This window comes from Deinococcus sonorensis KR-87 (genome assembly GCF_040256395.1).
GTDB lineage: Bacteria > Deinococcota > Deinococci > Deinococcales > Deinococcaceae > Deinococcus > Deinococcus sonorensis.
Genome location: NZ_CP158299.1, coordinates 2984017 through 3008038, shown reverse-complemented (window position 1 = coordinate 3008038; position 24022 = coordinate 2984017). Strand labels below are relative to the sequence as shown.

At 68.1% G+C, this 24022-nt stretch carries 24 protein-coding genes and 1 pseudogene; 11 read left to right on the top strand and 14 right to left on the bottom strand.

Annotation, left to right across the window (positions count from 1 at the left end):
• Positions 1 to 37: 37 nt before the first annotated feature.
• The 7 genes from ABOD76_RS20075 to ABOD76_RS20045 all read left to right on the top strand — a co-directional run bounded on the left by ABOD76_RS20075 (position 38) and on the right by ABOD76_RS20045 (position 6256).
• Positions 38 to 340, top strand: coding sequence for a V-type ATP synthase subunit K (locus ABOD76_RS20075; protein ID WP_350243721.1), 303 nt, complete (start codon positions 38 to 40; stop codon positions 338 to 340).
• Positions 341 to 362: 22 nt separating this feature from the next.
• Entirely contained in the window at positions 363 to 938 is a 576-nt protein-coding gene (locus tag ABOD76_RS20070; RefSeq protein ID WP_350243720.1) for a V-type ATP synthase subunit E, read from the top strand.
• A 1-nt stretch (position 939) separates the two neighbouring features.
• Complete coding sequence (locus ABOD76_RS20065) at positions 940 to 1917, top strand: V-type ATPase subunit (protein WP_350243719.1); 978 nt, start codon at positions 940 to 942, stop codon at positions 1915 to 1917.
• Positions 1910 to 2236 (top strand): V-type ATP synthase subunit F, encoded by a 327-nt coding sequence (locus ABOD76_RS20060; protein ID WP_350243718.1) that lies wholly within the window; start codon positions 1910 to 1912, stop codon positions 2234 to 2236. Before ABOD76_RS20065 ends, ABOD76_RS20060 begins: the two co-directional genes overlap by 8 nt.
• Before the next feature lie 108 nt (positions 2237 to 2344).
• The gene (locus tag ABOD76_RS20055) at positions 2345 to 4102 is read left to right on the top strand and encodes a V-type ATP synthase subunit A (protein ID WP_350243717.1); all 1758 of its coding nucleotides are present in this window, start codon (positions 2345 to 2347) and stop codon (positions 4100 to 4102) included.
• Positions 4099 to 5508 carry a V-type ATP synthase subunit B gene (locus ABOD76_RS20050; RefSeq protein ID WP_350243716.1) on the top strand — a complete coding sequence of 470 codons (1410 nt, stop codon included), beginning with the start codon at positions 4099 to 4101 and terminating at the stop codon, positions 5506 to 5508. The genes ABOD76_RS20055 and ABOD76_RS20050 overlap by 4 nt, the downstream gene beginning before the upstream one ends.
• A 67-nt stretch (positions 5509 to 5575) precedes the next feature.
• Positions 5576 to 6256 carry a V-type ATP synthase subunit D gene (locus tag ABOD76_RS20045; RefSeq protein ID WP_350243715.1) on the top strand — a complete coding sequence of 227 codons (681 nt, stop codon included), beginning with the start codon at positions 5576 to 5578 and terminating at the stop codon, positions 6254 to 6256.
• 491 nt (positions 6257 to 6747) lie between these two features.
• On the opposite strand, the gene ABOD76_RS20040 is transcribed toward ABOD76_RS20045, so the two are convergent.
• A complete protein-coding gene (locus ABOD76_RS20040) occupies positions 6748 to 7674 on the bottom strand; it encodes a nucleoside hydrolase (RefSeq protein WP_350243714.1) in 927 nt (308 codons plus the stop codon).
• A gap of 94 nt (positions 7675 to 7768) precedes the next feature.
• Between ABOD76_RS20040 and ABOD76_RS20035 the strand changes: the two genes are divergently transcribed.
• Entirely contained in the window at positions 7769 to 7954 is a 186-nt protein-coding gene (locus ABOD76_RS20035) for a hypothetical protein (protein WP_350243713.1), read from the top strand.
• 94 nt (positions 7955 to 8048) lie between these two features.
• Entirely contained in the window at positions 8049 to 8585 is a 537-nt protein-coding gene (locus tag ABOD76_RS20030) for an HD domain-containing protein (RefSeq protein ID WP_350243712.1), read from the top strand.
• A gap of 13 nt (positions 8586 to 8598) precedes the next feature.
• On the opposite strand, the gene ABOD76_RS20025 is transcribed toward ABOD76_RS20030, so the two are convergent.
• A complete protein-coding gene (locus tag ABOD76_RS20025; RefSeq protein ID WP_350243711.1) occupies positions 8599 to 8889 on the bottom strand; it encodes an Lrp/AsnC family transcriptional regulator in 291 nt (96 codons plus the stop codon).
• A gap of 118 nt (positions 8890 to 9007) precedes the next feature.
• Between ABOD76_RS20025 and ABOD76_RS20020 the strand changes: the two genes are divergently transcribed.
• Positions 9008 to 9478: a hypothetical protein gene (locus tag ABOD76_RS20020; protein WP_350243710.1), complete on the top strand. Its 471-nt coding sequence runs from the start codon at positions 9008 to 9010 to the stop codon at positions 9476 to 9478.
• A 102-nt stretch (positions 9479 to 9580) separates the two neighbouring features.
• Here ABOD76_RS20020 and ilvC read toward each other — a convergent pair whose 3' ends face one another.
• The 12 genes and pseudogenes from ilvC to ABOD76_RS19960 form a co-directional block, all read right to left on the bottom strand.
• Positions 9581 to 10591: a ketol-acid reductoisomerase gene (gene ilvC, locus ABOD76_RS20015; RefSeq protein WP_350243709.1), complete on the bottom strand. Its 1011-nt coding sequence runs from the start codon at positions 10589 to 10591 to the stop codon at positions 9581 to 9583.
• A gap of 134 nt (positions 10592 to 10725) precedes the next feature.
• Entirely contained in the window at positions 10726 to 11334 is a 609-nt protein-coding gene (gene ilvN / locus ABOD76_RS20010; protein ID WP_380130043.1) for an acetolactate synthase small subunit, read from the bottom strand.
• Positions 11331 to 13025 (bottom strand): biosynthetic-type acetolactate synthase large subunit, encoded by a 1695-nt coding sequence (gene ilvB / locus ABOD76_RS20005; protein ID WP_350243708.1) that lies wholly within the window; start codon positions 13023 to 13025, stop codon positions 11331 to 11333. Before ilvB ends, ilvN begins: the two co-directional genes overlap by 4 nt.
• 324 nt (positions 13026 to 13349) lie before the next feature.
• Positions 13350 to 14306 (bottom strand): Gfo/Idh/MocA family protein, encoded by a 957-nt coding sequence (locus tag ABOD76_RS20000; RefSeq protein WP_350243707.1) that lies wholly within the window; start codon positions 14304 to 14306, stop codon positions 13350 to 13352.
• A gap of 21 nt (positions 14307 to 14327) precedes the next feature.
• Positions 14328 to 15293, bottom strand: coding sequence for a Gfo/Idh/MocA family protein (locus ABOD76_RS19995; RefSeq protein ID WP_350243706.1), 966 nt, complete (start codon positions 15291 to 15293; stop codon positions 14328 to 14330).
• A complete protein-coding gene (locus tag ABOD76_RS19990) occupies positions 15290 to 16117 on the bottom strand; it encodes a carbohydrate ABC transporter permease (RefSeq protein WP_350243705.1) in 828 nt (275 codons plus the stop codon). Before ABOD76_RS19990 ends, ABOD76_RS19995 begins: the two co-directional genes overlap by 4 nt.
• Complete coding sequence (locus ABOD76_RS19985; RefSeq protein WP_350243704.1) at positions 16117 to 17028, bottom strand: carbohydrate ABC transporter permease; 912 nt, start codon at positions 17026 to 17028, stop codon at positions 16117 to 16119. Before ABOD76_RS19985 ends, ABOD76_RS19990 begins: the two co-directional genes overlap by 1 nt.
• Before the next feature lie 114 nt (positions 17029 to 17142).
• Entirely contained in the window at positions 17143 to 18405 is a 1263-nt protein-coding gene (locus ABOD76_RS19980) for an ABC transporter substrate-binding protein (RefSeq protein ID WP_350243703.1), read from the bottom strand.
• A gap of 225 nt (positions 18406 to 18630) precedes the next feature.
• Positions 18631 to 19689, bottom strand: a complete 1059-nt coding sequence (gene leuB, locus ABOD76_RS19975) for a 3-isopropylmalate dehydrogenase (RefSeq protein ID WP_350243702.1) — start codon at positions 19687 to 19689, stop codon at positions 18631 to 18633.
• Positions 19682 to 20194, bottom strand: coding sequence for a 3-isopropylmalate dehydratase small subunit (locus tag ABOD76_RS19970; RefSeq protein ID WP_350243701.1), 513 nt, complete (start codon positions 20192 to 20194; stop codon positions 19682 to 19684). Before ABOD76_RS19970 ends, leuB begins: the two co-directional genes overlap by 8 nt.
• A gap of 32 nt (positions 20195 to 20226) precedes the next feature.
• Positions 20227 to 20838, bottom strand: coding sequence for a LysE family transporter (locus tag ABOD76_RS19965; protein ID WP_350243700.1), 612 nt, complete (start codon positions 20836 to 20838; stop codon positions 20227 to 20229).
• Positions 20838 to 22134 (bottom strand): annotated as a pseudogene (locus ABOD76_RS19960) (3-isopropylmalate dehydratase large subunit). The gene ABOD76_RS19965 and the pseudogene ABOD76_RS19960 overlap by 1 nt, the downstream one beginning before the upstream one ends.
• A 348-nt stretch (positions 22135 to 22482) precedes the next feature.
• Between ABOD76_RS19960 and ABOD76_RS19955 the strand changes: the two are divergent.
• Complete coding sequence (locus tag ABOD76_RS19955) at positions 22483 to 24021, top strand: gamma-glutamyltransferase family protein (RefSeq protein ID WP_350245318.1); 1539 nt, start codon at positions 22483 to 22485, stop codon at positions 24019 to 24021.
• The last annotated feature ends 1 nt before the right edge of the window (position 24022 follow it).

The following is a 24022-nucleotide window of genomic DNA, read 5'->3' as shown; positions in this document are numbered from 1 at the left end:
TCCAACGTCTGTTCTGACCCCTTTCCGGAGGACTCCCATGAAGAAAATCGCCAAGTACCTGCCTGCCCTCGCCGCCGCCACCGTTGCCAGCTCGGCCTTCGCCCAGGACGCCGCCGCAGCCACCACCGGTGACAACGCCGCCGGTCTGCGCGCCATCGGCGCCGGTCTGGCGCTGGGCCTGGGCGCCGTGGGCACCGGCCTGGCGCAGGGCCCGATCGGTGCGGCTGCGGCCGGCGTGACCGCCGAGCGCCCGGAGAAGTTCGGTCAGATGGCCATCTGGTTCTTCATCCCCGAAACCCTGGTGATCTTCGGCTTCGTCGGTTTCTTCCTCCTCCGCTAAGCACCCCCAAGGAGGAGCCAAGATGAGCCTCGCAGACATACTCGAATCCGAAATTCAGGGAGAAATCGCCCGTATCCAGGGCGAGGCCCGTGAACGTGCCGAGGCGATCCGTGCCCAGGCCCGGGAGCGCGCCGAAGCCCTGGTCGAAAGTCGCCAGCGCGCGCTGGAGATGGAGCGGGTCAGTGGTCTGACCCGCGCCCGTAGCGCCGCCGACCTGGACAGCAATGCCCAGCGGCTCTCCGCTGCCGACACCCTGCAGAGCCGCGCCTTCCAGGAGGCCGAGGCCCAGCTGCGCAGCATCCCGCAGCACCCGGAGTACGCCCAGATCCTGGCGCGCCTGATTCAGGAAGCCCACGCGGCGCTGCCGACCGCCGAGGCGATCGAGACCACCCCCGCCGAGATGGGGGCAGTGCAGCAGGCGCTCGGTCAGCTGGGGCTGCCCCTGCAGGTCCGCGAGAATCCGGCGGTCGTGACCGGCGTGCGGCTGGTGGGTGCCGGTGGCAAGACCAGCGTGCAGAACACCCTGCTGGGTCGCCTGCAGGCCGGTCAGGGCACGCTGAGCGCCCAGGTGTCGCGGCTGCTGAACGAGCAGGCCTGAGATGAACAATCCCTACGGCTACATCAACGGTCGTGTCCGCATGCTGCGCTCGGAACTGCTGGACGCCCGCACGCTCGATGACGTGCAGGGTGCGGGCAATTACAGCGAGTACCTGCGGCAGATCAGTGAGACCCCGCTCAGGGAAGACCTCGCGGAGGCCACGGCCCAGGGCGCCGGGCTGGCGCAGCTGGACGAGGCGCTGAGCCGCAATTACCTGCGGGCGGTGCAGCGGCTGCGCAGCATCGTCACCGGGCAGCCGGCCCAGGAGGTCGAGGCGCTGCTGTTGCGCTACGACCTGCAGAACGTCAAAACCCTGGTGCGCGGTGTGCTGACCGGCCGCAACGCCGACGACATCGTGGGTGGTCTGATTCCGGCCGGCACCATTCCCTGGACGGCGCTGCAGGCCTCGGCCCAGAGCACCGACGTGGCGTCGCTGGCCCAGACCCTCTCGGTGGCGGGCGGACGGCTGGGCGGGATTCTCCGCTCAGCGGTGAGCGGCGGCGCGAACACGCTGCTGGACCTGGAAGTGGCGCTGGACCAGGGCTACTACCGGGCCGTGCTGGCCGGCGTGCGCGGTCAGGCGGTCCGGCGGTACTTCACCCGCGAGATCGACGTGCGCAACCTGCTGATCGCCCGTCAGCTGCGCGGCGATACGGCCAACACCCGCTACTTCATTCCCGGTGGTCAGGCGGTCAGCGAGGCGGACTTCCTGCGGGTGGCGGGCGGCGACAACAGCACGGCCCCCGACCTGCAGCCCATCCTCGAAGCGCCGGACCTGGGCCTGGCCGAGGCGCTGGCCCGCCGTCAGCTGGACGAGGCGGCCCGCAACGTCGCGATGAGTGACGCGCTGGGGCCGGGGGTGGCGCTGGACTACCTGCGCCGCAAGGAGCAGGAGATCGCCCGGCTGCGCCTGACCGCGCGCGCCAAGTTCTACGGCCTCACCCGTGAGGAGCTGCAAAAGGAGCTGGACGGTGCATAAGGTTGTGGTGTTGACCGACAGCGAGAGCGCCACCGGCTTCCGGCTGGCCGGCAGCGAAGTGGTGGATACCACGCCGGAGCAGGCCGTCCAGACCCTGGAACGGCTGGTGACCGAGGGCGACTACGGCCTGATCGCCGTGGACCAGAGCCTGATTCCGGACCCGGCGCGGGCGGTGGAGCGGGCCATGCGTGGCCGCGACCTGCCGATCCTGCTGCCGATCCCCAGCCTGCAGGACGCCTTCTCGGCCGATCAGGTGGACGCCAAGGCCTACATGGGCAAACTGGTGCGCGACACCATCGGCTTCGATATCAAGCTCTAAGCTGTCAGAGACCTGCCGTCAGTACGTTGGTGCCGTGCTTCAGCCGCCTGCTGACGGCGCCGTTGTTCAGGGCCTCGACCGCTTTTCTGTAGTTTCCAAGGAGTACCCATGACTCAGAACACCCAGGGTAAGGCGGGGATCGTCGAGCGTATCGCCGGTCCCGCCGTCATCGCCCGCAATATGTACGGTGCCAAGATGTACGACATCGTGCGCGTGGGCCAGGAGCGTCTGGTGGGCGAGATCATTCGCCTCGACGGCGACACCGCCTTCGTGCAGGTGTACGAGGACACCTCCGGCCTGACGGTCGGGGAGCCGGTGATCAGCACCGGCCTGCCGCTCAGCGTGGAGCTGGGGCCGGGGATGCTCAACGGCATCTACGACGGCATTCAGCGCCCGCTCGACAAGATCCGCGAGCAGTCGGGCGACTTCATCGCGCGCGGCATCGAGGTCTCCAGCCTGGACCGCACCAAGCGCTGGACCTTCACGCCCAGCGTGAAGGCCGGTGACGAGGTGGGCGGCAGCAGCATTCTGGGCACCGTCCCGGAGTTCAGCTTCACCCACAAGATCCTGACCCCGCCCGACCGGAGCGGCCGTCTGGCCTGGGTCGCCGACGCCGGCGACTACACCATCGACGACATCATCGGTCGCCTGGAAGACGGCACCGAGCTGCGTCTGGCGCATTACTGGCCGGTGCGCGCCCCGCGTCCGGTGGCGCTCAAGAAGGACCCCAGCCTGCCGTTCCTGACCGGCATGCGCATTCTGGACGTGCTGTTCCCGCTGGTGATGGGCGGCGCGGCGGCCATCCCCGGGCCCTTCGGTAGCGGCAAGACCGTGACCCAGCAGTCGGTGGCCAAGTACGGCAACGCCGACATCGTGGTGTACGTGGGCTGCGGCGAGCGCGGCAACGAGATGACCGACGTGCTGGTGGAGTTCCCGGAACTGGAAGACCCCAAGACCGGCAACCCGCTGATGCAGCGCACCATCCTGATCGCCAACACCAGCAACATGCCGGTGGCCGCCCGTGAGGCGTCGGTGTACACCGGCATCACGCTGGCCGAGTACTTCCGCGACCAGGGCTACAGCGTGTCGCTGATGGCCGACAGCACCAGCCGCTGGGCCGAGGCGCTGCGCGAGATCAGCTCCCGCCTGGAGGAGATGCCGGCGGAAGAGGGCTACCCCCCGTACCTGTCGGCGCGTCTGGCGGCCTTCTACGAGCGGGCCGGCGCAGTGCGCACCATGGCCGGCGAGGACGGCGCGGTCAGCGTGATTGGCGCCGTGAGCCCGGCCGGCGGCGACATGTCCGAGCCGGTCACCCAGGCCACCCTGCGCATCACCGGCGCCTTCTGGCGTCTGGACGCGGGTCTGGCCCGCCGCCGTCACTTCCCGGCCATCAACTGGAACGGCAGCTACAGCCTGTTCACCCCGATTCTGGACAGCTGGTACCGCCAGAACGTGGCCCAGGACTTCCCGGAGCTGCGCCAGCGCATCCAGAACGTGCTGCAGGAAGAGGCCGCGCTGCAGGAAGTGGTGCAGCTGGTAGGCCCCGACGCCCTGCAGGACAACGAGCGCCTGACCATCGAGGCGGGCCGCATGCTGCGTCAGGACTTCCTGCAGCAGAACGGCTTCGATCCGGTGGACGCCAGCGCCAGCATGCCCAAAAACTACGGGCTGATGATGGCCATGCTGAAGTTCTACGATCAGGCGGGCGTGGCGCTGCGTGACGGCGCTTCCATCGACGAGATCATCCAGAACCCGGTGATCGAGAAGCTGAGCCGCGCGCGGTACGTGGCCGAGAACGAGTTCGAGGCCTACACCGACGCCCTGCTCAGCGAGCTGGACACCACCTTCAAGGGAGTGAGAGCGTGACCCTGCTGCAGAAGGAATACAACGACGTCGCGTACATCTCGGGCCCGCTGCTGTTCGTGAACAGCGCGTCGGACCTGGCCTACAACGCCATCGTGAACATCAAGGACGGCTCGGGGCGCGTGCGCGGCGGGCAGGTCATCGAGGTGAGTGACGAGCACGCGGTGATCCAGATCTTCGAGGACACCCGTGGTCTGGACCTCGCCACCGCCAGCGTCAGCCTCGTGGAGGACGTGGCCCGCCTGGGCGTGTCGCGCGAGATGATCGGCCGCCGCTTCGACGGCCTGGGCCGCCCGATTGACGGGCTGCCCGCCGTGGTGGCGGACCGCCGCCTGAGCATCAACGGTCAGGCGATGAACCCGGCCAGCCGCGCCAAGCCGGAGGAGTTCATCCAGACCGGCATCAGCACCATTGACGTGAACACCTCACTCATCCGTGGGCAGAAGCTCCCGATCTTCTCGGGCTCGGGTCTGCCGCACAACGAGCTGGCCGCCCAGATCGCGCGTCAGGCGAAGGTGCCGGGCCACGAGGGCGACTTCGCGGTGGTGTTCGCCGCGATGGGTCTGACCCAGCGCGAGGTGAGCTTCTTCACCCAGGAGTTCGAGCGTACTGGCGCGCTGGCCCGTTCGGTGCTGTTCCTGAACAAGGCCGACGACCCCACCGTCGAGCGCATCCTGACCCCGCGCATGGCGCTCACCACCGCCGAGTACCTGGCCTTCGAGCTGGGCTACCACGTGCTGGTGATCCTGACCGACCTGACGAACTACTGCGAGGCGCTGCGCGAGATCGGCGGCGCCCGTGAGGAGATCCCCGGTCGACGTGGCTTCCCCGGCTACATGTACACCGACCTGGCGTCGCTGTATGAGCGCGCCGGCGTGGTGAACGGCAAGCCCGGCTCGGTCACCCAGATTCCGATCCTCTCGATGCCCGACGACGACATCACCCACCCGATCCCCGACCTGACCGGCTACATCACCGAGGGCCAGATCGTGGTGGACCGTGGTCTGAACGCCAAGGGCGTGTTCCCGCCGATCAACCCGCTGCCGAGCCTGTCGCGGCTGCAGGGCAACGGCATCGGCAAGGGCAAGACCCGCGCCGACCACAAGAACGTGTCGGACCAGCTGTTCGCGGCCTACGCCAACGGCCTGGACCTGCGCAAGCTGGTGGCCATCACCGGTGAGGACGCGCTGACCGACACCGACAAGCTGTACCTGCGCTTCGCCGACGACTTCGAGAACTACTTCATCGGTCAGGGCGGCCAGGACCGCAGCATCGAGGACAGCCTGAGCGTCGCCTGGGCCATTCTCAGCAAGCTGCCCCAGAGCCAGCTGACCCGTCTGTCCAAGGACAGCATCGACAAGTTCTACGGAGCCAAGATCGACGAGATGTGGCGGGGCAACCGGATTTAAGCGGCGTTGAGCCGGGCACGCCTTCGGGTTGCCCGGCGCACCGTCCCCTCCAGAGGAGGTGAACTGTATGGCAACTCAGATCAGTCCCACCCGCAGCGCCCTGCTGGGCAGCAAGGCCAGCCTCAAGACCGCGAGCAGCGGCGCGGACCTGCTCAAGCGCAAGCGTGACGCATTGATCGGCGAGTTCTTCGCGCTGGTCAAGGATGCACTGGCGGCCCGTGAGGAGCTGTCCGGCGTGAGCAAGGGCGCCTACGTCAGCCTGTTTGGCGCCAAGAGCTGGGACAGCCCGGAAGCGGTCGAGAGCCTGAGCCTTGCACAGGGCGGCGAGTACGGCATCGACATGCAGATCGAGAGCATCTACGGCGTGAAGGTGCCCAAGATCGCGGTGCCGGAGCAGACCAAGACCAGCTTCAGCCCGATCAACGTTGGGTCGCGGACCATCCAGGCGGCCAGCGACTTCCAGGGCGTAATGGGTGCCCTGGTGAAGGTGGCGGCCACCGAAACCAAGCTGCGGCGCATCGGCGAGGAGATCAAGAAGACCTCCCGCCGCGTGAACGCGCTGGAGCAGGTGGTCATTCCTGGCATTCAGGACGACATCCGCTTCATTCGTGGCGTGCTGGACCAGCGCGAGCGCGAGGAGAGCTTTCGCCTGAAGAAGATCAAGGCCAAGCTGGAACGCGAGGCCGAGAACGACAAGAAGGACAAGCAGAATGCCCAGGCCGGCATGCACGGCACGGCTGCGGACTGAACGTCAGCAGGGCGAACAGCGGGGTCACCTTCAGAGGGGGTGGCCCCGCTTCCTTATGGAAGGGGAAAACGCGGTACGAAAGCGTGGTTCACCGCCGATCTGTCCCAGCGCTTCTTCATTGGCGGGCCAGGAGGTCAGACCCCAGCGCTGGCCAATCATGGAGTCTTTCCCGGTGCTCTCGATTGCGAGGACTTCCGGCTGCAGGGCGCAAGCAAATCTTCCTGATCAGCAGTCCAGAGACGACGGCCGCCTCCACTGTGCGGAGAAGAAAGGCGAACCGTTCAAGCCAGCTTCTCAGTCCTCCATCCACTTGAAAGTGCCCTTTAAAAATGGACGGACGCTGGTAATGTGCCGGTGCCTCAACGGTGAAGATCCTTGAAAAAGGATAGACGTTGTCCAACTGAAACCGTCTCAGCGCTCTTGATTGACCAACACGCTCGGGTTCTCAGCAGGTTCGATGTGGCCAGAGATCACAGAACGCTACCCCATCCTTATCCCAGCCGCTCCATCAACAGCGCCCACACGCCATCCTCGTCGGCTTTGACGGCCAGCTGGACATTCGGCTCGCCGTCCTCTCGGACGGTCATGCCCAGCTGCTCGTCTTCGTTCAGCCGGACCTGCACCCGCGCCGGCTCCAGTTCGAACAGCTCCGGGCGCAGCAGCCACGCCACCGTGCAGGGGTCATGCAGGGCGCCTACCCGCTGGTCCCGCTGCTCAATCAGATCGAGGTAGCCGTTCAGCATGTCGGCACTCAGGCTGGCGGCGGGTGTCCCGAGGGCCGTCAGGGCGGCGGTGCGTTCCCGCGTCACGCGTACCTGCCGGGTCAGATTCAGGCCGAACAGGACCGTGTTCGCGCCGCTTTCCAGCACCACCCGCAGCGCGTGCGGGTCGGCATGGGCATTGAATTCCGCGTGCGCGGTCACGTTGCCCAGCTTAGGGGCGCCCGCCTCGATGCTGCCACCCATGACCACCAAAGCCCGGAGCTCTCTCAGCACGCCGTGGGAGAGTCGCTCGGCCAGCGCCAGATTGGTCAGTGGGCCGGTGGCACAAACGGTCAGCTGACCCGGCTGCTCGCGCACCTGCCGGATGAAGGCCAGAACGGCGTGTTCCGCCTTGACGTTCTGCCCGGCCAGGGGAAGCTGCACAGTGCCCAGACCCCCAGCGCCGTGAATGTCCGGCGCGTAGAGAGGAGCGCGGATCAGCGGAGCGGCCGCTCCGGCGTAGACCGGGATGTCCGGCCGCTCCATGAACGCCAGCAGGTCCAGCGCGTTGCGTGTGGTGGAGGTCAACGCCACGTTGCCGTGTGTGGTCTGCACCCCCCGTACCGTCACCTCCTGGCTGGCGAGGGCCAGCAGCAGGCAGATGGCGTCATCAACGCCAGGGTCGCAGTCCAGCAGCAGCGGAAGGGGCAGGCTCATCCGGCCAGTCTAGAGCGTGCCCGGTTCCGGCACATGCGCGGCACACTTTGAACCGGGTCCAGCATGACCCGGAACGGGGGCGTACAGTCGGGGAATGACTGACCATCAGCGGGCCCCCGACAGCCCCGACAGCGAGGAGCAGCGGCGGATCGTCATCTCCGGCCTGGACGAGCCGGAGCCGGGCCGGGACGTGGTGCAGAACGTGTCGCCCACCGATGATGCAGCCGAGCGTCACAAGCTGCAGCACCCGCGTCATGACCCGGAAGACGAGGACGGATAGGCCCAGGCTGAGCTTGGGAACGGCGGCCTGCTGACTGCCCTTGAGTCAGTGGGGGAGGCAATACCCGGCAGGCGGCTTCCGCTTAGAATGCCGCATGGACCGTGCCCAGGCCTACCAACTGATGGTGCAGCATACCCCCAGCGTCTCCCTGCAGCGCCACATGCTGAATGTCGAGGCGGCGATGCGCTGGTATGCCCGGCATTTCGGCGAGGACGAGGAGCGGTACGCCGTGACCGGCCTGCTGCACGACTTCGACTACGAACTGCATCCGCAGGAGCATCCCACCTGGGGCGTGACGTACCTGCGTGAGCACACCGACGTGACGCCCGACGTGCTGGACGCCATCATGGGTCACGCCAGCTACACGGGAACGCCGCGTGAAAGCCGGCTGGCCCGCACGCTGTTTGCGGTGGACGAGCTGACCGGGCTGGTGCAGGCGGCGGCGCTGATCCGCCCCGACAAGAGCGTGAAGGCGCTGGAGTTCGCCAGCCTGAACAAGCGCTTTCGCAACCGCGCCTTTGCCGCCGGTGTCAACCGCGAGGAAGTGGAGCAGGGCGCCCAGGAACTGGGTATTCCGCTGGACCAGCACATGCAGAACGTGCTGAGCGCCATGCAGCAGATGGAGCCGTAAACGGGGTGGCCGCTCAGCGGTCCTTTTCGCTCACCCCAACGCCGAACCCCTGATCCAGCAGTTCCGGCGAATAGGCCCGGAAGGCCAGCATCGTCTGCGTCTTGAGGATGCCGGGCATTCGCCGCAGGTGGGCCGTGACCACGTCATCCAGATGTTCATAGCCGGGCATCCGCAGCACCGCCACGATGTCCCAGTCGCCGGTCACGCTGTAGACCTCACTGACGTGCTTCACGCGCGCCAGGGCGGAGGCGGTTTCCGGAATCTGGGTGCGGTCAGCCTGAATCAGAACGATGGCAGTCACCATGCCTGAATTGTGGGCCGCCATCGGGGCTGGCCACATTCGGGCGCGTTTAGGGATGCTCAATGTTCAGGACGGTGGATTGCCTTCCGAACCGTCCGGCCAAACGCTCTATACTCCGCCCATGACCGAACTCCAGCGCATTCTCACGGCCCTGCGGAACGAGGGTCTCGAAGTCGAGAGCGTCGAGGACGGGGCCCTGGTCAAGGATGGAGAGGCCCGGGTGGCGCTGTTTGCCGAAGCTGCTGAGGAGGGGGGCGTGCTCGTGCGCCTGCACCTCGACCTGGACCTGTTTGTGGACGAGGAGGCCCTGGCCGACGTGCTGATGGGCATCAATCTGATGAACCAGAGTCTGGATTACGGCTCTCTGATTCTGGACCCGCTCGATGACGACGACGACGATGAGGCCGCCGAAGGTCAGGACGCCGCGGAGGAGGGCATCACCTTCGCGGTGCTGGGCCGCAGCGTGCTGTGGCTGCCCAACCTGGGCGAGGCCGAAATGGGCCGCCTGCGCGATCACCTGGGCCGCTTCGAGCGCGAGGTGAGTGAGACGGTGGAGCGCACCCTCCACGGCGAGAAGGGCCTGCGGGCCTGAGCCGATGGGATGGGCAAAACCCATCAGCTTGGCCTTATCTGAACACAGAATCACAGAGAACCGGGCGGCCTGAATAGGGCCGCCCGGTTCTCTGTGGGGTATTCAGACCTCCAGGTCTTTTTTCTCGATGAACGGCATCATGTCGCGCAGCTGCTTGCCCACCGTTTCCAGTGTGTGGTCCCGCATCTTCTGGCGCTGCTCGTTCATGTACGGGAAGCCGCTCTCCGCGTCCTGAATGAAGCTCTGGGCGAACTTGCCGCTCTGGATGTCGCCCAGCACGTCCTTCATGGTGGCCTTGGTGCCTTCGGTGATGATGCGCGGCCCGGTCACGTAGTCGCCGTACTCGGCGGTGTTGCTGATGCTGTGGCGCATGCCCTCGAAGCCCTTCTCGTAGATCAGATCCACGATCAGCTTGACCTCGTGCAGCGTCTCGAAGTACGCGATTTCCGGCTGGTACCCGGCCTCCACCAGCGTCTCGAAGCCGGCCTGGATCAGGTGCGTCACGCCGCCGCACAGCACGCTCTGCTCGCCGAACAGGTCGGTTTCGGTCTCTTCCTTGAAGGTGGTCTCCAGCACGCCGGCCTTGGTGCAGCCGATGCCGCGCGCGTACGCCAGCGCGATCTCACGGGCCTGACCGCTGGCGTCCTGCTGCACCGCGAAGATGCCGGGCATGCCGGCGCCGTCCACCACCACGCGCCGCAGCATGTGCCCGGGGCCCTTGGGCGCCACCAGAAACACATCCACGCCCTCGGGCGGCGTGATGCGCCCGAAGTGCACGTTGAAGCCGTGCCCGAAGGCCAGCGCCTTGCCGGCCGTCAGGTGCGGCGCGATGCTCTCCTGGTAGGTCTGCGGCTGCCGCTCGTCCGGGATCAGCAGCATCACCACGTCGGCTTCCTTCGTGGCGTCCTCGATGCTCGCCACCCGCAGGCCCGCCTGCTCGGCCTTGGCGCGGCTGGGGCTGCCGTCACGCAGACCCACCACCACGTTCAGCCCGCTGTCGCGCAGGTTCTGGGCGTGGGCGTGGGCCTGCGACCCGTAGCCGATGATCGCGATCAGCTTGTCTTCGATGGGGGTGAGTTGAACGTCGCGGTCGTAGTACATCTTTGCGGGCATCTCTGGACTCCTGGCAGAAGGTGGGCGGAAGGTGGGCGAGGCTCCGGAGACAGGACCGGGGCCGTCAACAAACAGCAATGACTATAGAGCGGCGAAAGGGGCGGGCCTTGCGGCTGTTCTAGCCCGCGCGGGAGCTAGAAGAGGTTCTCGACCGTCTGGGCGTCCTGCTCGCGCGGCAGCAGGGCGGTCTGGGTCGGGGACTTCAGGGCCGCCGTCTCGCCGTCGTGGTAGATGTGGCTGGGGATGTCGGCGTTGCTGCCGCGTGTCAGGGCCACCCGGCCGGTCCGCATCGTCTCCAGAATCCCGAAGGGGCGCATCTGCTCAATAAACGCCGTGATCTTGCCCTCGTCGCCGGTCACCTCGAAGGTCAGGGCGTGGCGCCCCACGTCCACGATCCGGGCGCGGAAGTCCTCGGCGATGTGCCGCACCTCCACCCGCGTGTCGTTGGTGATGTGGACCTTGACCAGCAGCAGCTCGCGGTCCACGAACTTCTCCAGGCTGTGGTCGATGACGTGCACCACGTCAATCAGCTTCTCCAGCTGCTTCATGGCCTGCTCCACGATGCCCCGGTTGCCGGTCACCACGAAGGTCATGCGGCTCAGCCCCGGGTGCTCGGTGCTGCCCACCGACAGGCTCTTGATGTTGTAGGCGCGGCGGCCGAACAGCGCCGTGATGCGGGTCAGCACCCGCGGCTCGTCGCGCACGATCACGCTCACCAGATGGTCCTGTTCCATGCCGGTCATTTGCTGCCCCCCTGGCTCGCCTCGGCCTCGGTCTCGATCATCTCGTGCAGGGCGGCCCCGGCCGGCACCATCGGGAACACGCCGTGCTCCTGTGGCACCACCACCTCCAGCAGGGCACTGCCGGGGTGCGCCAGCCACGCGTCAATGGCGGCCGGCAGGTTGTCCTGGCTGTCGGCGCGGAAGCCCTCAATGCCGTAGGCGCCCGCCAGCTTCAGGAAGTCCGGGTTGCTGTCGCCCAGGTACACCTCGCTGTAGCGCCGCTCGTGGAACAGCTCCTGCCACTGCCGCACCATGCCCAGGAAGCTGTTGTTGATGATGCAGATCTTGACGTTCTGGATGCGGTACTTGGTCAGGGTGGCGAGTTCCTGCGCCGTCATCTGGAAGCCGCCGTCGCCGGCGATGATCACGCTGGTGACCTGCGGTTCGGCCAGCGCCGCGCCGATGGCCGCCGGGAACCCGAAGCCCATGGTGCCCAGGCCGCCGGAGGTGATCCAGCGCCGCGGCTTCTCGAAGCGGGCCAGCTGGGCGGCCAGCATCTGGTGCTGCCCCACGTCGGTGCTCAGGATGTCGTCGGGGCGCAGCCGCTCCACCACCTGCCGCACCGCCGAGCCAGCGCCCCAGGCGGTGGGGGAGCCCTGCTGATCGCGGGCCTTCCAGGTCTGGATCTGGGCGGTCCACTCCGGATGCACGTAGGGCGTGGCGGCTTCGCTGAGCGCCTGGGCGGCACTGGCCGCGTCGGCACGCACCGACACCTGGGTCCGCACGATCTTGCCAATCTCGGCGGCATCCAGGTCCACATGAATGATCTGGGCGTGCCGCGCGAAGTCCTTGACCCGGCCGGTCACCCGGTCGTCGAAGCGCAGTCCCACCCCGATCAGCACGTCGGCCTCGCTGATGGCGCGGTTGGCGGCCACGCTGCCGTGCATGCCGGGCATGCCCAGCCACAGCGGGTCGCTGGCCGGGAAGGCGCCCAGGCCCATCAGGGTGGTGACGGTGGGGATCTGCCACGCCCGCGCAAAAGCCGTGATCTCCGCCGCCGCCCCCTGCGCGCCGCCGCCCACCATCAGCACCGGGCGCTGGGCCGTCTGCAGCAGCGTCACCGCCGCCTGGATCGCCTGCGGGTCCGGGGCCAGCCGGCCGGGGTCGGCGTGGGGAGCCACCAGCTCGCCGCCGAACGCCGCCAGCTGCACGTCCTTGGGAATGTCCACAAGCACCGGTCCGGGCCGCCCGCTGCGCGCGATGCGGATCGCCTCCGCCACGATGCGCGGCAGGTCATCCGGGTCCTGCACCACGTAATTGTGCTTGGTGATCGGCAGGGTGATGCCGGTGATGTCCGCTTCCTGGAAGGCGTCGGTGCCGATCAGGTGCCGGGCCACGTTGCCGGTGATGGCCAGCAGCGGCACGCTGTCCATCATGGCGTCGGCCAGCCCGGTGACCAGGTTGGTGGCGCCGGGGCCGCTGGTGGCGATGCACACCCCGATCTGCCCGGTGGCCTTGGCCCAGCCCTCGGCGGCGTGGATGGCGCCCTGCTCGTGCCGCGCCAGGATGTGCCGGATGTCCGGGTAGTAGGTCAGCGCGTCGTACACCGGCATGATCGCGCCGCCGGGGTAGCCGAAGACGGTGTCGATGCCGTGGGCGGCCAGGGTGTGCCACAGGGCCTTGGCGCCGCTCATGTCTGCCTGCTGGGTCATGCCGCTCCTCCAGAAAGGGTCGTGCGCCGCGTGGCACAACAGACCAGGCGGCGCACGGAATGCCTGCTCCGTGTGGAGCAGCGCGGTGTGGGTTGTGCGGGTGTGGCCGTCATGTCGGTCGCCTTCCTCCGTACCCCTGAAAGAAAAACCCCCGCCCTGGGTGTGGGGCGGGGGTCTGTGTCGTCACGCGCAGATCAGCGTCCAGATCCCCCGGAGCCAATAAGTACCACCACGATGTTGAGGGCGGAATCCGCGTACATGCCGTACAGCCTACGCGCCCGCATCGGGAGCGGTCAAGCGTGGTCTAGATCGGGCGGCCCGCCGCTACAACAGAACCGGCTGGCCCTGCTGCTGCGAGGCGTAGGCGGCCAGCGCCACCCGCATCGCCTGATAGCCGTCGTTCCAGGTGATGGGGGAGGGCGCGCCCCGCACCATCGCCACGAAGGCCTGCAGCATGCCCAGGTTTGCGTCCAGGCCATAATTCAGCCACGCCGGACGTCCCGGCTCGCCCGCCGGATAGAGCGTCAGGTGCTCCGCGAACGCGTCCATCACGGCCGTGGCGCGTTCGCCCACCACCTCCATCCGCAGGTGGCCCCAGCGCGGGTAGCCGGCCGGCCGGCTCCACGACGGGTCAATGCTGGCGTTCAGGCCGTCCTGCAGCGTCAGCAGCAGCAGTGCATGGGTGTCACTCGGGGCGCTGGGCCGGGTGCGTACCTGGGCGAACACACGGCCGATCTCCTGGCCCTGCATCCAACGCAGCAGGTCGGCCAGATGCACCACATGGTCCATGACCGCGCCGCCGCCGGCCGCCTGCGGATCGGCAAACCACGCACGGTGACGGGCAGGAGACTCGCTGTGATTGACCCCGCTCACGGCCAGCAGCGGCCCCAGCTGCCCGGCCTGAAGTCTGGCCCGCAGCGCCAGGGCCGGCGGCGCGTAGCGCATCGGGAAGGCGGTCATGAAGCGGACGCCGCCCGCCTCGCAGGCCGCCTGCATGGCCTGCGCGTCCTGCAGGGTGGTGGCCAGCGGCTTCTCGCACAGCACATGGACCCCGGCGGCGGCGGCCGTCTCGACCAGGGCGCGCCGCGCTGCGTTCTCGCTGCAGATCAGCGCCCCGTCCACCTGCCCGGCCAGCGCCTGCGGATCTGCGAAGGCCGGCAGGCCGGTGGTCCGGCCAAAGGCGGCGGCCAGTTCCGGGTCCGCTTCGGTGAAGCCGACCAGCTCGACGCCCGGCAACCGGCGCAACAGTTCGGCATAGCCGTCCGCGTGCACGTGCGCCACGCCCAGAAAGCCGAGCCGACGTCACAGCGTCACCGCCTGACCGGTGCGCACGCTCTCACGCGCCGCCAGCGACAGCCGCAGCGCCGCCAGGGCGTCCTGGGGCGTCACCTCGAACGGCAGGCCGTACTCCAGACAGTGCAGCGCGTGGGCCAGCTCGGCCGCGTAGGGGTCCTGGGCAGGGTTCAGGGCCGGCAGCGCGGCCAGTTCCGGCGCGCCCGGCGGCTCAAATACCCGCAGCGGGGGCGGGGCGTCGCTGTTCCACTCGATCACGCCGCCGTCGCCGCTCAGGTCCAGGCTGGTGCGGAACAGGCCGTCCGGGTAGGCCCAGCCGCCCTCCACCAGCGACAGCGCCCCGGAATGGTGGCTGAGCATCACCTGGGCATAGCTGCGCTGCCCCTGCTGGCGGGTGAGGGCGTACACCTGCCGCACGTCACCCGCCACCCAGCGCGCGTAGTCCAGGTCGTGAATCAGCAGGTCCAGCAGCGCGCCGCCGCTACGCTCCGGGTCGAAGTACCAGTCGCCGCCGAAGGCGGGCGGGGCGGTGGTCCGCATCAGGCGCAGCAGTTCCGGCCGCCCGATGGCCCCGGCTGCCACCTGCTCGTGCGCGGCGCGGTACTGCGGGAAGAAGCGCAGCACCAGCGCGATGAACAGCCGCACGCCTGCGGCCTCGCAGGCCGCGATCATCCGCTCGCCGCTCTCCGGGCTGAGCGCGATGGGCTTCTCGCAGATCACATGCCGCCCGGCCCGGGCGGCACGCACGGTCAGGGCCTCGTGGGTGTCGGTGGGGGTACACAGGTCCACCACGTCCACCGCCTCCAGCAGCTCGTCCAGGGTGCGGTACAGCTGCAGCTGGTGCTGCTGGGCCAGCCGCTCCGCCGCGGCCGCGTCGGTGGCACACACGCCCACCACCTCGGCGCCCAGCGAGCGCAGCGCCGCCGCGTGTGTGTGTGCCATGTACCCGGCCCCCACCAGGCCCAGCCGGGTCACTTGAGCGCCCCCGAGGTCAGGCCGCTGACCAGCTGGCGCGAGAACAGGGCGTACAGAATGACCGCCGGCACGATGGCCAGCGTGAGCGCGGCCAGCACCGCGTTGTAATCGTTCACGAACTGACCCAGGAACACGCTGGCCCCCAGCACGATGGTCTTGGTGCCTTCGCCGGGCGCCAGGATCAGCGGGAACCACAGGTCGTTCCAGACCGGAATCATGCTGATGGCCAGCACCGCGCCGATGGCGGGCCGGACCAGCGGCAGGATCAGGGCGTAGATGCGGTACTCGCTGGCGCCGTCAATGCGGGCGGCCTCCTTGAGGTCGCGCGGAAGCTGGCGCATAAAGGCCGACAGCACGAACACCGCCAGCGGAATGCCCTGGGCCGTGTACACCAGGATCAGGCTCCAGAGCGTGTTGACCAGATGGAAGCGCACCATCAGGTCCAGGATGCCCACCGTCCCGAGCCGGATCGGAACCATGATGCCCACGCTGAGGTACAGCGCGGTCAGGGTGTTCAGCCGGAAGCGGTACTCCGAGAGCGCGAAGGCGGCCATGCTGCTCACCAGCACGATCAGGAACAGGGCAGCCACCGTCACCAGCAGGCTGTGCAGGAAGTAGGCGGGAAAGTTGGCGCCGTCGGTGAGGGTGCGGTACCCGTCCAGCGTGAAGGTGGTGGGGGTGGGCAGGGCGAACGGCTGGCTGAAGATGGTCAGGCGCTCCTTGAAGCTGTTCACCACCACCATCAGGATCGGGAACAGGGCCAGCACGCAGTACAGCAGCAGCGCCAGATGAATCAGCAGGGCCTGCACAGGGGGCCGCCGCATCAGAACTGCACCTCCTGCACCCGCCGCTGCCACAGCAGCAGGTAAGCCAGCACCCCGATCAGGATCACCAGCAGCATGGCCCCCGCCACCGCCGCGCCCATGTACGGGTTCCCGGCCTGCAACTGGTACCCGAAATAGGTGCGGTAGAACAGCGTGCCCAGCAGGTCCGAGGCGAAGTTCGGGCCGGCCAGCGCGCCCTGGGTGGCGTAGATCAGGTCAAAGGCGTTGAAGTTCCCCACGAAGGTCAGCACCCCCACGATGCCCACGGTGGGCACGATCAGCGGCAGCTGAATGCGCCGGAAAGTAGTCCACGCGCCGGCGCCGTCCAGCGCGGCGGCCTCGTACAGTTCCTCGGGAATGCGGATCAGCGCGGCCAGGAACAGGATCATCGGGATGCCCACGTTCTGCCACACCGAGATCAGCGACAGGGCCGGCAGCGCCGTGCCCTCCAGCCCCAGCCAGGGGAGGTCCAGGCGCTCCAGGCCCAGCGGCGCCAGCAGGCTGTGCTGCACGCCCCAGGCCGGATTCAGGATCAGTTTCCAGGCGAACCCCACGATCACCACCGACAGGATGGTGGGCGTGAACAGGATGGTGCGGTAGATGTTCGAGCCGCGCACCCGGCTGGCCAGCAGCACCGCCAGGGCCAGCCCCACCGGATTCTGCACCAGCATGTGAATCACGAAAAAGACCGCGTTGTTCCGGAGGGCGTTCCAGAACGGTCCGGCGTACACCTCGCTGTGAAACAGCCGGGCGTAGTTGCTCACCCCGGCGAACACCTGTCGTCCATCGCTGGCGACGGTGTTCAGGGACAGCCATAGCGAGGCCAGGATCGGGTAGATCATCAGCGCGGTGTAGATCAGGAGGGCCGGGGCCAGAAAGACCACCAGGTGGAGGGGGAAGGGCTTACGCATGACGCATGGCACTCCTGCAGGAAGGGAACGCTGACCCGGTGGGCCAGGGTGGGCGGAAAACGGAACGGCTGCGGGCGCCGAGGTCATGCCCTGGCGCCCGCTCCGCGACGACCGTTACTTGCCTTTCTGAGGCGCGTACCAGGAGGCCAGGTTCTTCTGCACCAGATCGGCGGCGGCCTGAGGGGTCAGGGTGCCGTTGAGCAGCTGGGCGCTGGCGTTCCACAGGTCGTTCTCATTGTTCGGGTTGTCGTTGCGCGACAGGATCTGATAGCTGCTGCGGAAGCTCTTGCCGCACTGGCTGCGCCAGCTCAGGAACTGCTGCGCCACCGGGTCCTTGACCGTGTACTTGACGTTGGCCAGCGGGAAGAAGCCGGGCAGCGCGTTGGCGTACAGCTGCGCGAACTCGTCGCTGGCCACCCAGTTCAGGAAGGTGCGGGCGGCCTCCTTGTTCTTGCTGGCGCTGTTGATGCCCATGCCGATGTCCGGATGATCATCGATGACGCACTTCTGGCCCGCGATGCTGTACGGCGGGAAGGCGCCCAGGTCCAGCTTGGGATTCATGCCCCGGAAGGTGCCGATGTCCCAGGATCCGGCCGGATACACCGCGCCGCGCCCCTGCGCGAACAGGTTCTGCGCGTCGGGGTAGGCCAGCGCCTGATAGCCCTGCGGCAGGAACGGCTTCCACTTGGCCAGCGACTGGAAGGCCGCCAGGAAGCCACCCTTGTTGTACTGGGCGGAGCCGGAGATCAGGCCCTTGCGGCCGGTCTCGCCGCGCCACACCGTCGGGCCGATGTTCTGGTAGCCCATGGTGGCGGACTCCCACTGGTCCTTGGTGCCCATCACCAGCGGCGCGTACTTGCCGCCGGCCTTGACCTTGTTCAGCAGCGCCAGGAACTCGGCCTCGGTCTTGGGCTCCTTGAGGCCCAGCTCCTTGAACACCGCCTTGTCGTACAGGAAGCCGTGGATCACCGAGGCCATCGGCACGCAGAAGGTGGTCTTGCCGTCGTCGGTGCTCCAGGCGGCCTTGGCCACCGCATCGAAGTTCTTGATGCCCGGCAGGTCGTTCAGGCTGTCGAGCTGCTTGGCCTTGTACAGTTCCAGGCTCTTGTCGAAGGGGCGGCAGGTGATCAAGTCGCCGGCGGTGCCGCCCTTGAGCTTGGTGTCCAGCACCGCGTTGTACTCGGTGGGGGCCAGCGGCTGGAAGTTCACGTGGATGTTCGGGTACTTCTTCTCGAAGGCCGGGATGATGCTGTCGCGCCAGATCTTCAGATCGTCGTTGCGCCAGCTCTCGATGGTCAGCGTGGTCTTCTGCGCCAGGGTGTTGCCCAGTGTGCCCAGCAGCGCCAGGCCAAGCGTCAGAACAGCGGTGCGTTTCATAGGTCCTCCCCAAGATCATGAGTGAACGTGCTCGCGTAGCTGGAGACTCAGAACCCGCAGGCTGGAGTTGAATTGCAGTTGGATTCTGCCTTCAGTTGTATGTCTGAAAATTATTTTTGTCAAGCAGGCTTGATCAGAAACTCATTGTCAAGTGGGCGCCAGACAGAAATGGACCGCCGGGCGCCTCTTCTGGGAAGCGCCCGGCGGCCCGTCTGCAGCGGTGGTTTACCCGACGGCGGTCCGGCCCAGAGCGTGCAGCACCGCCTCAGTGAATTCTGTGGTGCTGGCCCGGCCCCCGAGGTCACGGGTGGGGGTGGTGCGCAGCGCCTGCGACACGGCCCCGTCGATCTTGGCCGCCGCGTGCGGCATATCCAGGCTGTGCCGCAGCAGCATGGCGGCACTCATGATGGCGGCAGCCGGGTTGGCCACGCCTTTGCCGGCGATGTCGGGCGCCGAGCCGTGAATCGGCTCGTACAGCCCCGCGCCGTCGCCCAGCGAGGCGCTGGGCATCAGGCCCAGGCTGCCGGGAATCACGGCGGCGAGATCCGAGAGGATGTCGCCGAACAGGTTCTCGGTGACGATCACGTCGTAGCGGCCCGGCTCGGCCACGATCAGCATCGCCACGCTGTCCACGTACTCGTGGTTCAGGTGAATGCCGGGGTAGTCGCGCTGCTGCAGGGCCGTCACGTCGCGCCGCCACAGCTCCGAGACCTCCAGCACGTTGGCCTTGTCCACGCTGGTGACGCGGCCCTTGCGCTGATCGGCGGCCCAGAAGGCGATCTTCGCAATGCGCTCCACCTCCAGGGTGGTGTAGCGCATGGTGTTGTACGCCACGCTGCCCTCGATCTTGCGGTCCTGATCGAAGTAGATGCCGCCCAGCAGTTCGCGCACGATCAGGATGTCCACGCCGCGCGCCAGCTCCGGCTTCAGCGGAGAGAGGTGTTCCAGCCCCGGCTGCACCCGGACGGGGCGCAGGTTGGCGTACACGCCCAGCGCCTTTCTCAGCGCCAGCAGGCCCGACTCGGGGCGCAGGTGGCGCGGCAGCAGGTTCCAGGGGCTGTTCTGCGGGCCGCCCACCGTGCCGAGCAGCACCGCGTCCGCGCCCTGCAGCGCCTGCCGGGTGGCTTCCGGGAACGGTTCGCCGGTCGCCTCGATGGCCACGCCGCCGATCAGCTGATGGTCGAACTGCAGGTCCGGGGCCACCTCCTGCAGCACCTGCACCGCCGCGCCCGTCACTTCCGGCCCGATGCCGTCGCCGGCCAGCACCACCACGCGCTTAGGCATGGGCGACGTCCTGCGCGGCCTGCTGCTCCTGCGCCTTCATGTACTCCAGCCAGCCGCCCGCCTGCTGCACGTCCAGCGCGAACTGCGGCACCGGCACGAAGTGCAGGCTCTGGCCGGTGCGGGTGTTGGTGATGGTGCCGCCCTTCAGGTCCAGCTCGGCCTCATCGCCGTCCCGGAACGCCTCCACGATGCCTTCGCACTCCAGCGCCAGGAAGCCGTTGTTGATGCTGTTGCGGTAGTAGATGCGCGCGAAGTTGGGCGCGATCACGGCCGCCACCCCGGCCCCGCGGATGGCCCACACCGCGTGCTCGCGGCTGGACCCGCAGCCGAAGTCGGCGCCCGCCACGATGATGTCGCCGGGCTTGACCCGCTGCACGAAGGTCTTGTCGTAGTCCTCCATGGCAAATTTCGCCAGCTCGCTCTCCACGTCGCTGGTCAGGTGGCGGGCCGGAATGATCTCGTCGGTGTTGATGTGGTCACGGGCAAACACATGGACTGTGGGCATAAACGGCCTCCTGTGGGGTGGGTCTGAACAGATTACTCGCGTGAGCTGAGCAGCAGCAGGCCGAAGGCGGCCATGATGCCGCCGGCGATCTGGTCAATCCGGCGGCGGGCCTGCAGGTAGATTGCCTGGAGGCGGGCGGTGGACATGCCCAGGGCCACCAGGGCGAACCAGCTGAGGCTCAGCAGCACGATCACCGCGAACGCTCCAAGCTTGAGGCTGGCGGAGCTGTGGGCGGGGAGGACGCTGGAAAAGACGCTGCCAAAAAACACGGCGGCCTTGGGATTGGCGATGTTGGTCAGGAAGCCGCTGCGCAGGGCGCGCAGGTCGCCGAGCGGGGCCTGGACCTGAGCATGGGCCTGAGCGCTGCGGCTGGACTGCCACAGGCCGTACGCCATCCAGAGCAGGTACAGCCCGCCCGCCACCCGGATGACCCCATGAATCCAGGCGAAGTGCTGGAACAGCACGTTGATGCCGAGCAGGGCCAGGGCAGCCCAGCAGGCGATGCCGCCCACCACGCCCAGCCCGGCCAGCACCGCCGCCCGGCGCGAGCGGGCGATGGCGGTCTGGCTGACCAGCAGCACGTCCGGCCCCGGAATCACCAGCACCACGAGGTGCAATGCCGCAATCGCGAGCAGCGTATGCATCAGTCGGCGGCGCTGCCAGCAGCCGGGGCGTCGTTGTATTCGCGCGGGTCGCTGATGTAGCCGGCGATGGCGCTGGCCGCGACCGTGGCGGGGCTCGCCAGATAGATCTCCGCCGAGGGGTCCCCCATGCGCCCCACGAAGTTGCGGTTTGAACTGCTCACGCACACGTCGCCCGGCCCCAGCACGCCGGTGTGCATGCCCAGGCAGGCGCCGCAGCTCGGGTAGCTGACGGTGGCGCCCAGCGTCCACGAAGATCTCCATCAGGCCTTCCTGGGCCGCCTGCTTCCAGACCGCCTGGGTGGCCGGCACCACCAGCATCTGCACGCCCTCGGCGACGGTGTGGCCCTTCAGGATGCGCGCCACCTCGCGCAGGTCGCCGATGCGGCCGTTGGTGCAGCTGCCCACGTAGGCGTGCGAGATCTTGACCTGATCGGCGCCCGCCACCCGCCCGTTGCTGGGAATGTGCGGAAAGGCGACGGTGGGCTCCAGCGTGCTGACATCGATGTCGATGACGACCTTGAAGCGGGCGTCGGCGTCGGAGGTGTATTCGGTGTACTGGTCCGGTGTCACGCCGCGCGCGGCCATGTACGCGCGGGTGGTGTCGTCCACCGCCACGATGCCGGTCTTGCCGCCCGCCTCGATGGCCATGTTGGTCAGGGTGAAGCGCCCCTCCATGTCCATGCGGTCAATGGTCTCGCCGACCCACTCCATCACCATGTAGTTGGCGCCGTCGGCGTCGATCCGGCGGATCACTTCCAGCGCCAGGTCCTTGGGGCTCACGCCGGGCCGGAACTCGCCGCGCACCCGGATCAGCATGGTTTCCGGCACCTTGAACCACACCTTGCCCGCGTAGATGGCCCCGGCCAGGTCGGTGCTGCCCACTCCGGTGGCGAACATGCCCAGGGCGCCCGCGTTGCAGGTGTGCGAGTCGCCGCTCACCAGCGTCTGCCCCGGCTTGATCAGACCGGTGTTCTCCAGCACCACGTGCGCGATGCCGCCGCGCCCCACGTCGTAGAAGTGCTGGATGCCCTTCTCCTGCACCCAGCTCTTGAGCTTCTGGTACATCTTGGCGGCCTTGATGTTCATGGCCGGCACGCTGTGGTCCGGGATCGCCACGATGCGGCTGGGATCGAAGACCCGGTCCATGCCGCGCTCCTCCAGCATCCGCAGCGCCGCCGGGGTGGTGATCTCGTGGCACAGCACCCAGTCGGTGCTGCACTCGATCAGCTGGCCCGGCACCACCGTGTCGTGGCCGCTGTGGGCCGCCAGAATCTTCTCCGCAATGGTCATTCCCATACTTGCCTCCCGCGCCGGCTCCGCTCCATCAAAAACCCCCGACCCTGGCGGTGTCGGGGGGCAGACGGTGAACGCTTCTGCGCGCTCACTGCCCCCGACAAAGAAGAAGGAGGCCGGTCCGGAGACCCGCAGCCTTGATCAGGGTGAACGCAGTGAACATCTGACGAGAGTCTACGCGCCGCCTGCGCAGGCAGCAAGTGCGGGCGGGCCGGGCGTCTGGACAGGTGGGCACCTTCCCCGAACCGTCATGTGGGCTTCAGCTGACCACCCTGCGGCGGAGCAGCCTGTTAGATTGCCGTTGTGAATAGGTACTCCAGCCATCGGTCCAGCGTGTATGCCCGGCAGGGGATGGTGGCCACCTCCCAGCCGCTGGCGGCCCAGGCGGGCCTGAGCATCCTGCAGGCGGGCGGCAACGCGGTGGACGCGGCCATTGCCACTGCCGCCGCCCTCACCGTGGTCGAGCCGACCAGCAACGGCATCGGCGGCGACGCCTTCGCGCTGGTGTGGCACGGCGGGCAGCTGCACGGCCTGAACGCCAGCGGCGGGGCGCCGGCGGCCCTGAGCCTGGACGCGCTGCCGGGCGGGCAGATGCCGGTCCACGGCTGGCTGCCGGTGACGGTGCCGGGCGCGGTGCGCGGCTGGGCCGACCTGCACCAGCGCTTCGGGCGGCTGCCCTTTGAGCAGCTGCTGGCTCCGGCCATCCGCTACGCCCGCGACGGCTATCCGCTCAGCCCGGTGCTGGCGCGGTACTGGGCGCGGGCCGTTCAGATCTATCAGGCGCGCGGCCTCCCGATCATGGAGGAGTGGTTCCGCACCTTCGCGCCGCCCGGCTTCACGCCGCGCCCCGGCGCGGTGTGGGCCAGCGAGGGGCATGCCCGCACGCTGGAGCAGATTGCGGCCAGCGCGGGCGCGGTGTTCTACGAGGGCGAGCTGGCCGCGCAGATCGACCGCCACGCGCGGGACACGGGCGGCCTGCTGCGGGCCGAGGATCTGGCGGCGCACCGTTCCGAGTGGGTGCAGCCGATCAGCGCCGATTACCGGGGCCACCGCGTGTGGGAGATTCCGCCGAACGGGCAGGGCATCACCGCCCTGATCGCGCTGGGGATTCTGGAGGGGCTGGAGCTGCCGGACGAGCGCGACTCGGTGCGCGGCCTGCACCTGCAGATCGAGGCGATCAAACTGGCCTTCCGCGACGCCCACACCCACGTGGCCGACCCGCGCCACGTGGAGGTGCCCACCGAGCGGCTGCTGTCGGCCGCCCACTTTGACGAGCTGCGCGGCCAGATCGGGGAGGCGGCGCTGGACCCGGCCACCCGCGCGCCCAGCCAGGGCGGCACCGTGTATCTGGCTGCCGCCGACGGCGAGGGCGGCATGGTCAGCATGATCCAGAGCAACTACATGGGCTTCGGCAGCGGCGTGGTGGTGCCGGGCACCGGCATCGGGCTGCACAACCGCGGCCATAACTTCAACCTGGAACCGGAGCATCCCAACGCCCTGGCGCCGGGCAAGCGGCCCTACCACACCATCATCCCCGGCTTCCTGACGCGTCAGGACGGCGTGCCGGTGGGGCCCTTCGGGGTGATGGGCGGCTTCATGCAGCCGCAGGGCCACGTGCAGGTGATCCTCAACACGCTGCGCTACGGCATGAACCCGCAGGAGGCGCTGGACGCCCCGCGCTGGCAGTGGCTGGACGGACGCCGGGTGGAGGTGGAGTACGGCCTGGGCGCCCACCTCAGCCGCGAACTGGCCGGGCTGGGCCACACCCTGAGCGTGCAGCTGGAAGCGGGCTCGTTCGGGCGCGGGCAGATCATCTGGCGCGACCCGGACACGGGCGTGCTGGCCGGCGGCACCGAAAGCCGGGCCGACGGTCTGGTCGCGGCCTACTGAG

Excerpts from the sequence above, each read along its gene's own strand:
- ABOD76_RS20075 (WP_350243721.1), top strand. The coding sequence starts at position 38 with ATGAAGAAAATCGCCAAGTACCTGCCTGCCCTCGCCGCCGCCACCGTT.
- ABOD76_RS20070 (WP_350243720.1), top strand. The coding sequence starts at position 363 with ATGAGCCTCGCAGACATACTCGAATCCGAAATTCAGGGAGAAATCGCC.
- ABOD76_RS20065 (WP_350243719.1), top strand. The coding sequence starts at position 940 with ATGAACAATCCCTACGGCTACATCAACGGTCGTGTCCGCATGCTGCGC.
- ABOD76_RS20055 (WP_350243717.1), top strand. The coding sequence starts at position 2,345 with ATGACTCAGAACACCCAGGGTAAGGCGGGGATCGTCGAGCGTATCGCC.
- ABOD76_RS20045 (WP_350243715.1), top strand. The coding sequence starts at position 5,576 with ATGGCAACTCAGATCAGTCCCACCCGCAGCGCCCTGCTGGGCAGCAAG.
- ABOD76_RS20040 (WP_350243714.1), bottom strand. The coding sequence starts at position 7,674 with ATGAGCCTGCCCCTTCCGCTGCTGCTGGACTGCGACCCTGGCGTTGAT.
- ABOD76_RS20035 (WP_350243713.1), top strand. The coding sequence starts at position 7,769 with ATGACTGACCATCAGCGGGCCCCCGACAGCCCCGACAGCGAGGAGCAG.
- ABOD76_RS20030 (WP_350243712.1), top strand. The coding sequence starts at position 8,049 with ATGGACCGTGCCCAGGCCTACCAACTGATGGTGCAGCATACCCCCAGC.
- ABOD76_RS20025 (WP_350243711.1), bottom strand. The coding sequence starts at position 8,889 with ATGGTGACTGCCATCGTTCTGATTCAGGCTGACCGCACCCAGATTCCG.
- ABOD76_RS20020 (WP_350243710.1), top strand. The coding sequence starts at position 9,008 with ATGACCGAACTCCAGCGCATTCTCACGGCCCTGCGGAACGAGGGTCTC.
- ilvC (WP_350243709.1), bottom strand. The coding sequence starts at position 10,591 with ATGCCCGCAAAGATGTACTACGACCGCGACGTTCAACTCACCCCCATC.
- ilvN (WP_380130043.1), bottom strand. The coding sequence starts at position 11,334 with ATGACCGGCATGGAACAGGACCATCTGGTGAGCGTGATCGTGCGCGAC.
- ilvB (WP_350243708.1), bottom strand. The coding sequence starts at position 13,025 with ATGACCCAGCAGGCAGACATGAGCGGCGCCAAGGCCCTGTGGCACACC.
- ABOD76_RS19990 (WP_350243705.1), bottom strand. The coding sequence starts at position 16,117 with ATGCGGCGGCCCCCTGTGCAGGCCCTGCTGATTCATCTGGCGCTGCTG.
- ABOD76_RS19985 (WP_350243704.1), bottom strand. The coding sequence starts at position 17,028 with ATGCGTAAGCCCTTCCCCCTCCACCTGGTGGTCTTTCTGGCCCCGGCC.
- ABOD76_RS19980 (WP_350243703.1), bottom strand. The coding sequence starts at position 18,405 with ATGAAACGCACCGCTGTTCTGACGCTTGGCCTGGCGCTGCTGGGCACA.
- leuB (WP_350243702.1), bottom strand. The coding sequence starts at position 19,689 with ATGCCTAAGCGCGTGGTGGTGCTGGCCGGCGACGGCATCGGGCCGGAA.
- ABOD76_RS19970 (WP_350243701.1), bottom strand. The coding sequence starts at position 20,194 with ATGCCCACAGTCCATGTGTTTGCCCGTGACCACATCAACACCGACGAG.
- ABOD76_RS19965 (WP_350243700.1), bottom strand. The coding sequence starts at position 20,838 with ATGCATACGCTGCTCGCGATTGCGGCATTGCACCTCGTGGTGCTGGTG.
- ABOD76_RS19955 (WP_350245318.1), top strand. The coding sequence starts at position 22,483 with ATGGTGGCCACCTCCCAGCCGCTGGCGGCCCAGGCGGGCCTGAGCATC.